This is a genomic window from Pseudomonas sp. BAV 4579 (genome assembly GCF_009765395.1).
Lineage (GTDB): Bacteria > Pseudomonadota > Gammaproteobacteria > Pseudomonadales > Pseudomonadaceae > Chryseomonas > Chryseomonas aestiva.
This window is the reverse complement of sequence record NZ_WHOV01000135.1, coordinates 26,656-38,638: the sequence shown is the minus strand read 5'-3', so window position 1 is coordinate 38,638 and position 11,983 is coordinate 26,656. Positions and strand designations below refer to the sequence as shown.

The window sequence follows — 11,983 nt, the reverse complement described above, 5'->3', positions numbered from 1 at the left end:
ATTTGAACCAACGACCTTCGGGTTATGAGCCCGACGAGCTACCAGACTGCTCCATCCCGCGTCCGATGTGGCTCAGTATAGGGCCAAGAAAAAATTCGTCAAGGAAAAATTTAATATTCATCAAAGGCTTATTTACCAAGCAGGGACGGGCCTACTTGTCGCCATCGCTTTTCTGCATCTGCACCGAGGCCTTTTCGCCGCTGGAGCGATTCTGTTGATCCGATTGGTCGCGATCGAAGCAGCCACCCAGCATGAGGCTGAGGAGCAGGGCAGAGGACACGAGTAGAGGGCGCTTCATGGGGGTTCTCCTAGAGGTACGTCCTCAGTCGACTCATCTGGCTGGCAAAGGGTTCGGAAACCCGATGAGGGCCCCGGTGCGATCAAGTGAGAAGGTGATAGCAAAACGCCGCTAAGGGCCGGGGCGGGTGGTGGCCATGTGCTACCCTCGATGGGTGTTATGGAGAACCTCATGCACCCTACCCAGGATTCGAGTCGTCTGGATCAGCGCATCATGCGCGTGATGGATCACGATATAGCGACACTGGTCGCCCAGTTGTGCAATCTTTCCCTGGCGCTTACCGGCAGCAGTGCCAAAGGTGCGTCGGAGATGGCACTTCAGGTCGTGGAGAAAGTCGAATTGCTCGTCGACGACATGCAGACGCTCCGCGCCGCGGCGCAGGAATTGCTGGAAACCCCGTCCCGCCATGTTCGCTCCGGCCATATAGAAGATCGGACCGTCATCGCCAGCGACGAGGGTGCACCTTTCGACGATGGGCAGCGCGACCGAACCGTTTGACCAGGAAAGTCCAAGGGGCCGCCATGAATCTGCTGCTGGAAACCTTGCTCCAACATCTCCAGGGCCTGGGTCGCATCGAGTTCTTCGAGCGCAGCGAGCATTTCGCGCGGTTGATGATCACCACGCCCGATGGCGTGATCGCCGAGCGCCACCTCTATTACGATCAGCTGCACCATGCCCATGACCTCAAGGCGGTGGTCGATGAGCTGCGCGAAGAGGTCGTCCATCGGCAACGCCTGCTGCAAGACGTCGGTTAACGGGCGATTCGTCGTCCGCCATGGACAAATCCGGGCGGTCTTGGCTTACTGTACGGATAATCAGCTGCCAAGCCCGGCCCGGCATCTCCTTCCATGGCTCCGGACAGTTCTCCCGTTCAGCTCCCATCCAAGCGCCAGCGCAAGATCGTCCATATCGACTGTGACTGCTTCTATGCGTCCATCGAGATGCGCGATGATCCGCGCCTGGGCGGCAAGCCGCTGGCGGTAGGCGGGACCCCTGATCGTCGTGGGGTCGTCGCCACCTGCAACTACGAAGCCCGGGCCTTCGGCGTGCGCTCTGCCATGTCTTCCCACCAGGCGCAGAAGCTCTGTCCCGATCTGGTGTTCGTCAAGCCGCGCTTCGAGGTCTACAAGGAGGTGTCGCGGCAGATCCACGGCATCTTCCAGGACTACACCGAGCTGATCGAGCCGCTGTCCCTCGACGAAGCCTACCTGGATGTCACCCAGTGCGAGCTGTTCAACGGCAGCGCCACCCTGATCGCCCGTGATATCCGCAGGCGGGTGTGGCAGGAGTTGAACATCACGGTGTCCGCCGGGGTGGCGCCCAACAAGTTTCTCGCCAAGATCGCCAGCGACTGGAAGAAGCCCAATGGGTTGTTCGTCATCGCCCCGCACGAGGTGGACGCCTTCGTCGCCGCCTTGCCGGTGGCCAAGCTGCATGGCGTGGGCAAGGTCACCGCCGACAAGCTCAAGCGCCGCGGCATCGTCCTCTGCAGCGACCTGCAGACCTGGTCGCGCTTCGATCTGCTGCGCGAATTCGGCAGCTTTGGCGAACGCCTCTGGTCGCTGGCCCATGGCATCGACGAGCGCCAGGTCAAGGTGGACAGCCAACGGCAATCGGCCAGTGTGGAACGCACCTATGACCGCGACCTGCCCGATGCCGCCGCCTGTGCGCAGGAATTGCCCGAGTTGCTGGCCAAGCTCGAAGAGCGGCTGACGCGCCTGGCCGATCGTTATCGCCCGGAGCGACCCTTTATCAAGGTCAAGTTCCACGACTTCACCCAGACCACCCTGGAACAGCAGGGCGCCGGTCGTGACCTCGACAGCTATCGGCGCCTGCTGGAGCAGGCTTACCGGCGCGGCAATCGGCCGGTACGGCTACTCGGGGTGGGCGTGCGCCTGACCGATCTGCGCGAGGCGGCGCTACAGCTCAGGCTGTTCGAGGACTAGCCCGCTAGAGCGGGCTCTTGGCCTGGGTGGACAGATTGACGATGGCCGCGTCCAGCTCTTCCAGCGCCGGGCTGGAGGTCGGCGCGCCCTGCTTGAGCAGGGTTTCGCTGTGCTGGCAGGCGGCGCGCAGCTGGGGCACGCCGCAGTAGCGGGTGGCGCCATGCAGGCGGTGGACGCGCTCGATGAGGGCGATGCGGTCACCGTCTTCGCGGGCCTGGCGAATGGCCTGACGGTCCGCCGCCAGGGAGGCGAGCAGCATGCTCAGCAAATCCTTGGCCAGATCCGGCTTGTTGGCGGCCAGGCGCAGGCCTTCGTCGGCATCCATCACCGCCAGCGTGGAAATGTCCTGGCCGCCGCTGTTGAGGCTGGTGACCTCGGGCGCCGAGCTGTGCAGCAGGCGCAGGCCGGTCCACTTGAGGATGACCTGGGCCAGCTGCCGATCGCTGATGGGCTTGGTGAGGTAGTCGTCCATGCCGCTCTGCAGCAGGGCGCGCTTCTCGTTGGCCATGGCGTGGGCGGTAAGGGCGACGATGGGCACCGGGGTGCCCCCTTCGCTGGCTTCCCAGTCGCGGATCGCCTCGGTGGCCTGGCGGCCGTCCATGCCGGGCATCTGCACGTCCATGAACACCAGATCGAAGCGCTCCTGCTGGACGGCTTCCACCGCCGCGTAGCCGCTCTCCACCGCGGTGACCTGGGCGCCGAGATCGGTCAGCAGGGTTTCCACCAGCAGCAGGTTGGCCGGATTGTCGTCCACGCAGAGCAGTCGCGGCGGGCGGTCGGTGATGCCCAGGCCGCCGCTCTCGTTGCGTTGCGGGCGCTGGTTGAGCAGCTCGGCCACCGCCTGCTCCAGCTTGCGGCTGCAGGCCGGCTTGGCGTGCAGCTGGCAATGGACATCGGGCAGGGAGGCGTGGAACACCGCCTGGTCGGTGGTGGGGCAATAGACCAGGGTATTGCAGTCCTGGCGACCCAGTTCCCAGATGCGCTCGGTGAGCAGATCCGGCGGGATGCTGCGGGCACTGACACCGAGCACCGCCAGGCTGACCGGCAGCTTGCCGGAGGCTGGGTGGGCGACCGCTTCGCTGAGCTGCTCCAGGGTCTCGAACGGCTCCACGCTCAGGCCGCATTCCTCCAGCTGGTGCTGCAGTGCCTGGCGGGTGAGGGGGTGGGGCTCCACCAGGCCGACGCGACGACCGGCCAGGGCGATGCGCTTGTGGCTCTCGACGCTGCCATGGGCCTTGGGCAGATTGAGGGTGATCCAGAATTCCGAGCCCTCGCCGGGAATGCTCTCCAGGCCGATCTCGCCCCCCATCTGCTCGATGAGGCGCTTGGAGATGACCAGGCCGAGCCCGGTGCCGCCAGCCTGGCGAGTCAGGGAATTGTCGGCCTGGGAGAAGGCCTGGAACAGCATCTGCCGGTCTTCGTCGGTGAGGCCGACTCCGGTGTCCTGGACGCTAATGCGCAGCTGGGCGTGGTCGTCGGTCTCTTCCTCGACCATGGCGCGCACGGCGATGGTGCCGGAATGGGTAAACTTGATGGCATTGCTCACCAGGTTGGTGAGCACCTGGCGCAGACGCTGCGGATCGCCGACCAGGTGGGTCGGGGTGTCGCGGTAGACCAGGCAGACCAGCTCCAGGTGCTTTTCATGGGCCGAGGGCGCCAGGATGGTCAGGGTGTCCTGGATCATGTCACGCAGGTTGAACGGCAGATTCTCCAGCACCAGCTTGCCAGCCTCGATCTTCGAGAAGTCGAGGATCTCGTTGATGATGCCCAGGAGGCTCTCGGCGGAATTCTGGATGGTGCTCAGGTAATCCTGCTGGCGCGGGGTCAGCTCGCTTTTTTGCATCAGGTTGGTGAAGCCGATGATGCCGTTGAGCGGGGTGCGGATCTCGTGGCTCATGTTGGCCAGGAATTCCGACTTGATGCGACTGGCTTCCAGCGCCGCCTTGCGCGCCAAATCCAGTTCGATGTTCTGGATCTCGATGGTCTCCAGATTCTGGCGCACGTCCTCGGTGGCCTGGTCGATGTTGTTCTGCATCTCGAACTGGGCGTTCTCCATGGCTTCGGCCATGCGGTTGATACCGGTCGCCAGTTCGTCGAATTCGGGGCTGCCGAGCTGGGTCGGCAGGCGCGTCTCCAGGCGCCCCTCCTGCAACTGGCTGACGCCATGGGCGATCACCTGCAGGGGGCGGTTGATGCGGCGGCCCATGCGCACCGCGATGAAGGCGGTGAAGGCCAGGCCGAGCAGGATCAGCAGAAGGCCGGCCACCAGGTTGCGATAGCCGCGCAGCAGGGTGGCGTGGTGGGAGAGTTCGAGCTGGATCCAGCCCAGGGTCTGGGGCGTGGCCGGACTGCCGTCGCTGCGGGTCAGGCGCAGGTCATGGGTCTGCACCGGCAGGTTGAAGTGGGTGATGTCCAGCCCGGATCTCATGCTGATGGTCTGGTAGTCGCGCCCGGTAAGCTCCACGGTCATCGAGGGACCGGCGTGGGCGAGGAGGTTGCCGTCGGCATCCAGGAAGCTGATGGCCCGGACATCGGCCTGGTCGAGGGCGCGCTGGGCGATCCGGTTGAGCTGGTCGTTGTCGCCGGTGCGCATCGCCGGGGCGATGAGCGGGGCCATCTGCTGGGCCACCAGTTGGCCATGCTCGATGAGCTGGCTGCGCATGTCGGACAGCTGCACCCAGCTGAAGTAGACCCCCAGCAGGGCCGCCATGCAGCAGGTCGGGAGGACGCTCAACAGCAGGATGCGCCCCTTGAGTCCCAATTCGTCCAGCACTGCGCGTCCCCCGAGGAAATTGGCGAGTCTAACCCCTTTACCAAATGTAAAGAGAGTCTTTGCGAAAGGGGTCGCACCCCCTGGCGCGCCGATTCGCGAAAATCCGCGAAGGCTGCCACGGTCCCTGGCCGGGGTGCACAACCATTGACCCCATCGGCGGTCTGGTAGGGACTGCCGGTCGTTCCGGTGCGGTCGCGTTCGAGGAGATCCTTTGAAGAAGAGTTGCAGTCTGATGCTGGCGGGCGCCCTGTTGCTGGGGACCGGCTGGATGGCGTCGAGCCAGGCCCAGGAGCCGAAGAAGACCACCCTGGTGGAGCGGGGCTCGATGTACTACAGCTTCGAGACGCACCTGCTCGACTCGGCGGATGGCAAGCGCCGCTATCGGGTCTATATCGGCATTCCCAAACAGCCGGCGCCGATGATGGGGTATCCCGCGCTGTTCCTGCTCGACGGCGATGCCGCCCTGGCGCAACTCCAGGATGTCTGGCTGTCCCCCCATAAACTGAAGAGTGCGCCGGTGCTGGTGGCCATCGGTTACGCCGATGCCGCGGACGCCATGCAGGAGCGCACCTACGACTACACCCCGGCGGTGGGCAATGGCCGCACGCGCGACGACGTGCGCAAGGACTGGCCGGCGGGAGGCTCGCGGGCCTTTCTCGACCTGATCGAGCAGCGCATCAAGCCGCTGCTGACCCAGAGCGTGCCGGTGGACCCCAATCGCCAGACCCTCTGGGGCCATGGCTACGGCGGGCTGTTCGTGCTCGACACCCTCTATCGGCAGCCGCAGGCCTTCCAGCGCTACGTGGCGAGCGATGTCGCCTATGGCTGGCAGCAGGGCTACATCCTCAAGCGGGCCGAGGAATTCCAGGGCGTGGGTGGCGCCCGGCCGGTGCAGCTCTGGCTGTATTCCGGTACCGAGGACCTGACCCGCAAGGTCGCGCCCGATGCCGCCAGGCGGCTGGCCGAACGCCTGGGCGGGCTGCCGGGGATGCAGGTGACTCCCCAGGTGCAGCCCAACCTGGGGCCGGAGGGCATTCTGTCGCTGAGCCTGCCCGCCGCTCTGGAGGTGGCCAGCGACGGCGCCGCCACGCGCCGGCCCTAGCCAGGCGCCGGATGGGTAGGGTCGGCGAGGCTTTGGGAGTATCATGGAAGGCTTTCACCCCTGGCGGAACGAGCTGATTCATGAGTCTGCACTATCCCACCATCGCCGATTGCATCGGTAACACGCCGCTGGTGCGCCTGCAGCGCCTGGCCGGCGACACCCGCAGTACCGTGCTGCTCAAGCTGGAAGGCAACAACCCGGCGGGTTCGGTCAAGGACCGCCCGGCGCTGTCGATGATCCGCCAGGCCGAGGCCCGTGGCGACATCCAGCCCGGCGATACCCTCATCGAGGCCACCTCCGGCAATACCGGGATCGCCCTGGCGATGGCCGCTGCCATCATGGGCTACCGCATGATCCTGATCATGCCCGACAACTCCAGCGCCGAGCGCAAGGCGGCCATGACTGCCTATGGCGCCGAGCTGATCCTGGTGAGCAAGGAAGACGGCATGGAGAGCGCGCGGGATCTGGCCACGCGCATGCAGGCCGAAGGCCGCGGCAAGGTGCTCGACCAGTTCGGCAATGGCGACAATCCGGTGGCCCACTACCTGGGGACCGGGCCGGAAATCTGGCGCCAGACCCACGGCAGCATCACCCATTTCGTCAGCTCCATGGGCACCACCGGCACCATCATGGGCACCTCGCGCTACCTCAAGGAGCAGAATCCCAAGGTGCAGATCGTCGGTCTGCAGCCGGAGGAGGGCGCGGCCATCCCCGGCATCCGCCGCTGGCCGGAGGCCTATCTGCCGAAGATCTACGAGGCCAGCCGCGTGGATCGCATCATCGACATGGGGCAGCAGGAAGCCGAGGACACCATGCGCCGCCTGGCGCGGGAAGAAGGCATCTTCTGCGGCGTGTCGTCCGGCGGTTCGGTGGCGGGCGCCCTGCGCATCGCCCGGGAAGTGGACAATGCGGTGATCGTCGCGATCATCTGTGACCGAGGCGATCGCTACCTGTCGACCGGCGTCTATGACGCGCGCTAAGCGGGGCGGCGGCGGGCTGCGCTTTCAACCGGCCGGTGGCGCCCGGGCGACCGGGGTGCCGACCGGCAAGCGGCAGCTGCTGGGCATCGAGCGCCTGTCCCATGACGGGCGCGGCATCGCGCGGGAAGGCGGACGGACCTGGTTCGTCGTCGGCGCCCTGCCGGGCGAGCAGGTCGAGGCGCGGGTGCTCGGCGCCCGCAGTCAGGTGGTCGAGGCCCGTACCCTCCGGGTGCTGGAGGCCAGTCCGTTGCGGCGTACACCGCCCTGCAGCGTGGCCGACCGCTGCGGCGGCTGCACCCTGCAGCACCTGCCCCATGCCGATCAGCTGACCCTCAAGCAGGAAGCCCTGGCCGAGCAATTCCGCCGTCTGGCCGGGGTGCAGCCGCTGGCCTGGGCCGCGCCCATGGTCGGTCCCGAATTCGGCTATCGCCGCCGTGCCCGCATCGCGGTGCGCTGGGACGAACGCCAGCGCCGCCTGGAAGTGGGCTTTCGCGCCGAGGCCAGCCAGGACATCGTCACCCCCGACGACTGCCTGGTGCTGGTGCCGGAGCTGCAGCCATTGCTGCGCGCGCTGCCCGACCTGCTGAGCGGGCTGGAACAGCCCCAGGCGATCGGTCATGTGGAACTCTTCCAGGGCACGGCAACGGCCATGCTGGTGCGCCATACCCGGGCGCTGCTGCCGGGCGACCAGGCGCGCCTGCGCGACTTCTGCGCGGCGGCCGGCGTCCAGCTCTGGTGGCAGGGCAAGGGCGAGCCGCAGCCGGATCAGGCCGACGCCAGGCTGGGCTTCCGGCTGCCGTTCTGGGACCTGACCCTGGCCTACCAGCCGGGCGACTTCGTCCAGGTCAATGCCGCCATCAACGAGGCCATGGTCGCCCAGGCACTGGACTGGCTGGCGCCGACGGCGGACGACCGGGTGCTCGATCTGTTTTCCGGACTGGGCAATTTCGCCTTGCCGCTGGCGCGGCAGGCGGCGGCCGTCACCGGTATCGAAGGGGTCGCGGCGATGACATCCCGGGCAATACAAAATGCGCGTGACAACGGCATCGGCAACGCGCACTTTCTACAGGTGGATCTGTCGAACCCGCTACCCGCCGATCTGGGCAGCCATTCGCTGGCTCTGCTGGATCCGCCGCGCGACGGTGCGCTGGAAGTGGTCCGGCAGCTCAGCGGCCTGGGTATCGGGCGGCTGGTCTACGTCTCCTGCAATCCGGCCACCCTGGTACGGGATGCCGGGGAGCTGGTCCGACAGGGCTATCGCATGACAAGAGCGGGCATTCTCGACATGTTCCCGCAGACCGCCCATGTGGAAGCCATGGTGCTGTTCGAAGCGGGCAGGATGCCCGGGTAACGACGGCTCGCCAACCGATGCGAGCCAATCCGGCGAGAAGGCTACGCCGTGAGGAAGGGGTAGATGGTACAGGTCAGAGCGCATCAGCCAGTCAACGTCGATGGCAGCATCAACCTCCACGCCTGGCTGGATCATATCCAGAGCGTGGATCCGAATCTCGATCGCGAGGCCTTGCTGGACGCCTGCGGCTTCGCCCGCACGGCGGAAGAGAATTCCGGTCAGGTCGAGCACACCTGGGCGGAGGGGACCTCCAGTTTCCATACCGGCCTGCAGATGGCGGAGATCCTGGCCGACCTCAAGCTGGATCAGGACAGCCTGATCGCCGCCATCGTCTACCGGGCGGTGCGCGAGGGCAAGGCGACCCTGGAGTCGGCGGCGGAGCATTTCGGGCCGGTGGTGGCCAAGCTGATCGAAGGCGTGCTGCGCATGGCGGCGATCAGCGAGAGTCTCAACCCGCGCAAGTCCATGGTGCTGGGCAGCCAGACCCAGGTCGACAACCTGCGCCGCATGCTGGTGGCCATGGTCGACGACGTGCGGGTGGCCCTGATCAAGCTGGCCGAGCGCACCTGCGCCATCCGCGCGGTCAAGAACGCCACCGAGGAACGCCGCAACCGGGTGGCCCGCGAGGTCGCCGACATCTACGCGCCCCTGGCCCACCGGCTGGGCATCGGCCATATCAAGTGGGAGCTGGAGGATCTGTCCTTTCGCTACCTGGAGCCCCAGCAGTACAAGCAGATCGCGACCCTGCTGCATGAACGGCGGCTGGATCGCGAGCAGTACATCGCCGACGTCATGCAGCAACTGCGTGACGAGCTCACCGCCACCGGCATCAAGTCCGACCTCAGCGGGCGCGCCAAGCACATCTATTCCATCTGGCGGAAGATGCAGCGCAAGGGCCTGGAATTCAGCCAGATCTACGACGTGCGCGCCGTGCGGGTGCTGGTGCCCGAGGTGCGTGACTGCTATACCGCGCTGGGTATCGTGCATACCCTGTGGCGGCATATTGCCCGCGAGTTCGACGACTATATCGCCAATCCCAAGGAGAACGGCTACCGTTCCCTGCACACGGCGGTGATCGGTCCGGAGGGCAAGGTGCTGGAGGTGCAGATCCGCACCCACGCCATGCACGAAGAGGCCGAGCTGGGGGTCTGCGCCCACTGGCGCTACAAGGGGACCGACGTCAAGTCGGCCTCCAATCACTACGAAGAAAAGATTTCCTGGCTGCGCCAGGTGCTGGAATGGCACGAGGAGCTGGGCGACATCGGCGGCCTGGCCGATCAGCTGCGGGTCGATATCGAGCCGGACCGGGTCTACGTCTTCACCCCCGACGGCCACGCCATCGACCTGCCCAAGGGCGCGACGCCGCTGGACTTCGCCTATCGGGTCCACACCGAGATCGGCCACAACTGCCGCGGGGCCAAGATCAACGGCCGCATCGTGCCGCTGAACTACCAGCTGCAGACCGGCGAGCAGGTGGAGATCATCACCGGCAAGCAGGGCTCGCCCAGCCGCGACTGGCTCAACCCCAACCTCGGCTACGTCAACACCTCGCGGGCTCGGGCCAAGATCGTCCACTGGTTCAAGTTCCAGGCGCGCGACCAGAACGTGGCGGCCGGCAAGGCCATGGTCGAGCGCGAGCTGTCGCGCCTGGCACTGCCGCCGGTGGACTTCAACACCCTGGCCGAGAAGGTCAACTACAAGGGCTCCGAGGACATGCTCGCGGCCCTGGGCGCCGGCGATCTGCGCCTGGCCCAGGTGATGCACGCCGCCCAGCAGCTGGTGGAGCCGGACAAGGGCCTGGATACCCTCGATCACTTGCCGCGCAAGCCCACCAACAAGCCGGGCAAGCGTGGCGATGTGCAGATCCAGGGCGTGGGCAACCTGCTCACCCAGATCGCCGGCTGCTGCCAGCCGGTGCCGGGCGATGCCATCGTCGGCTACATCACCCTCGGCCGTGGCGTGACCATCCACCGGCAGGATTGCGCCAACGCCCTGCAGCTGGCCAGTCGCGAGCCGGAGCGGACCATCCAGGTGAGCTGGGGCCCGGTGCCGGTGCAGACCTATCCGGTCGACATCGTGATCAAGGCCTTCGACCGCTCCGGTCTGCTGCGCGATGTCTCGCAGATCCTGCTCAACGAGCGGATCAACGTGCTGGCGGTGAATACCCGCTCCAATCGCGAGGAAAACACCGCCAACATGCTGCTGACCATCGAGATCCCCGGCCTGGACGCCCTCGGCCGCCTGCTCGGGCGCATCTCCCAGCTGCCCAACATCATCGAAGCCCGGCGCAATCGCGCTGTCTGAGAGATGTGACGACGACCCCACGAGGCGCCTCCTGGCGCCTCGTTCTTTTTCCAGTGACAGGATTCATCCATGTACCAGCTCGACGATCTGCTGCACCTCATGGCCCGGTTGCGCGATCCGCAACACGGCTGCCCCTGGGATCTGCGCCAGGACTACGCCAGCATCGTGCCCCACACCCTGGAAGAGGCCTACGAGGTCGCCGACGCCATCGCCCGGCGGGATTTCCCCCAGGTGCGCGACGAGCTGGGCGATCTGCTGTTCCAGGTCGTCTACTACAGCCAGCTGGGTCGCGAGGATGGCCATTTCGACTTCGCCCAGGTGGTGGATGGCATTACCCGCAAGCTGGTGCGGCGCCATCCCCATGTCTTTCCCGACGGCGACCTGCATGGCCCGCTCGACCTGCCGCGACTGGACGAGGCGACCATCAAGCGCCGCTGGGAAGAGATCAAGGCCGAGGAGCGCGCGGAAAAGGCCGCGGCGCCGGAGCAGCTCTCGCTGCTGGATGACGTGCCGGCCGCGCTGCCGGCCCTGAGTCGCGCGGCCAAGCTGCAGAAGCGTGCGGCCAATGTCGGCTTCGACTGGGCCGACGCCATGCCGGTGGTGGCCAAAATCCAGGAGGAACTGGACGAGGTGCGCGAGGCCATGGCCAACGGCCAGGCTGCCCAGGTGGCGGAAGAGGTCGGCGACCTGCTGTTCGTGATGGTCAATCTGGCGAGGCACCTGCAGGTCGACGCCGAGGACGCCCTGCGCCAGGCCAATGCCAAGTTCGAGCGGCGCTTTCGCTATATCGAGGAAGGCCTGAACGCTCAGGGCAGAACGCCCCAGGAGGCCAGCCTGGAAGAGATGGATGCACTCTGGGACGCCGCCAAGGTAGTCGAGAAGGGCGCCGTCGGGCATTCGTTGCGGCGGAGGTAGGGCGATTCCGCTGGCTGGATTGCTTGATCGCGGTCATGGCGGTCCGCCGATGTGGGCGCTCTTGCAAGCGCATCATTCGCCGTAGGAGCGGCCCATGGCCGCGATAAAACGATTCCTAGTGTCGTCGCGTGGAAAACCGCGCAGCGTTTTTCGCTGGGAGTGACTGCCGGGGGCACCCTCACCCCAACCCTCTCCCGGAGGGAGAGGGGGCTGTCCAAGCAGGCGTTCATCTCCATCACCCGTGGCAAGATCGCGATCAGCCCTAGCGTGGAAAACCGCATGGCGTTTCCCACGGGCAGGCCGCCTCGAGGGGT

The 11,983-nt window shown here is 66.1% G+C and carries 10 protein-coding genes; 8 read left to right on the top strand and 2 right to left on the bottom strand.

Annotation, left to right across the window (positions count from 1 at the left end):
• Positions 1-151 precede the first annotated feature (151 nt).
• The gene (locus GSQ95_RS26230; protein WP_166655896.1) at positions 152-298 is read right to left on the bottom strand and encodes a hypothetical protein; all 147 of its coding nucleotides are present in this window, start codon (positions 296-298) and stop codon (positions 152-154) included.
• Positions 299-469: 171 nt separating this feature from the next.
• Here GSQ95_RS26230 and GSQ95_RS21790 point away from each other — a divergent pair, with 171 nt between their 5' ends.
• The 3 genes from GSQ95_RS21790 to dinB all read left to right on the top strand — a co-directional run bounded on the left by GSQ95_RS21790 (position 470) and on the right by dinB (position 2,244).
• Entirely contained in the window at positions 470-796 is a 327-nt protein-coding gene (locus GSQ95_RS21790) for a hypothetical protein (RefSeq protein ID WP_158891209.1), read from the top strand.
• A gap of 23 nt (positions 797-819) precedes the next feature.
• Positions 820-1,053, top strand: a complete 234-nt coding sequence (locus tag GSQ95_RS21785) for a hypothetical protein (RefSeq protein WP_017642220.1) — start codon at positions 820-822, stop codon at positions 1,051-1,053.
• A 93-nt stretch (positions 1,054-1,146) separates the two neighbouring features.
• Positions 1,147-2,244, top strand: a complete 1,098-nt coding sequence (gene dinB / locus GSQ95_RS21780) for a DNA polymerase IV (RefSeq protein WP_158891207.1) — start codon at positions 1,147-1,149, stop codon at positions 2,242-2,244.
• 4 nt (positions 2,245-2,248) lie between these two features.
• Here dinB and GSQ95_RS21775 read toward each other — a convergent pair whose 3' ends face one another.
• Entirely contained in the window at positions 2,249-5,017 is a 2,769-nt protein-coding gene (locus GSQ95_RS21775) for a response regulator (protein ID WP_158891205.1), read from the bottom strand.
• Between the two features lie 211 nt (positions 5,018-5,228).
• Here GSQ95_RS21775 and GSQ95_RS21770 point away from each other — a divergent pair, with 211 nt between their 5' ends.
• The 5 genes from GSQ95_RS21770 to mazG all read left to right on the top strand — a co-directional run bounded on the left by GSQ95_RS21770 (position 5,229) and on the right by mazG (position 11,669).
• Positions 5,229-6,119: an alpha/beta hydrolase gene (locus tag GSQ95_RS21770; protein ID WP_178118384.1), complete on the top strand. Its 891-nt coding sequence runs from the start codon at positions 5,229-5,231 to the stop codon at positions 6,117-6,119.
• A gap of 80 nt (positions 6,120-6,199) precedes the next feature.
• Complete coding sequence (cysM, locus tag GSQ95_RS21765) at positions 6,200-7,099, top strand: cysteine synthase CysM (RefSeq protein WP_158891203.1); 900 nt, start codon at positions 6,200-6,202, stop codon at positions 7,097-7,099.
• Positions 7,086-8,450 (top strand): 23S rRNA (uracil(1939)-C(5))-methyltransferase RlmD, encoded by a 1,365-nt coding sequence (gene rlmD, locus GSQ95_RS21760; RefSeq protein ID WP_158891201.1) that lies wholly within the window; start codon positions 7,086-7,088, stop codon positions 8,448-8,450. The genes cysM and rlmD overlap by 14 nt, the downstream gene beginning before the upstream one ends.
• 63 nt (positions 8,451-8,513) lie before the next feature.
• A complete protein-coding gene (relA, locus tag GSQ95_RS21755) occupies positions 8,514-10,754 on the top strand; it encodes a GTP diphosphokinase (protein WP_158891199.1) in 2,241 nt (746 codons plus the stop codon).
• 69 nt (positions 10,755-10,823) lie between these two features.
• Positions 10,824-11,669 (top strand): nucleoside triphosphate pyrophosphohydrolase, encoded by an 846-nt coding sequence (mazG, locus tag GSQ95_RS21750; protein WP_158891197.1) that lies wholly within the window; start codon positions 10,824-10,826, stop codon positions 11,667-11,669.
• The last annotated feature ends 314 nt before the right edge of the window (positions 11,670-11,983 follow it).

Bases quoted from the DNA above. Each gene is read 5' to 3' on its own strand.
- GSQ95_RS21790 (WP_158891209.1), top strand. From the start codon at position 470: ATGCACCCTACCCAGGATTCGAGTCGTCTGGATCAGCGCATCATGCGC.
- dinB (WP_158891207.1), top strand. From the start codon at position 1,147: ATGGCTCCGGACAGTTCTCCCGTTCAGCTCCCATCCAAGCGCCAGCGC.
- cysM (WP_158891203.1), top strand. From the start codon at position 6,200: ATGAGTCTGCACTATCCCACCATCGCCGATTGCATCGGTAACACGCCG.
- GSQ95_RS21785 (WP_017642220.1), top strand. From the start codon at position 820: ATGAATCTGCTGCTGGAAACCTTGCTCCAACATCTCCAGGGCCTGGGT.
- relA (WP_158891199.1), top strand. From the start codon at position 8,514: ATGGTACAGGTCAGAGCGCATCAGCCAGTCAACGTCGATGGCAGCATC.
- rlmD (WP_158891201.1), top strand. From the start codon at position 7,086: ATGACGCGCGCTAAGCGGGGCGGCGGCGGGCTGCGCTTTCAACCGGCC.
- GSQ95_RS26230 (WP_166655896.1), bottom strand. From the start codon at position 298: ATGAAGCGCCCTCTACTCGTGTCCTCTGCCCTGCTCCTCAGCCTCATG.
- mazG (WP_158891197.1), top strand. From the start codon at position 10,824: ATGTACCAGCTCGACGATCTGCTGCACCTCATGGCCCGGTTGCGCGAT.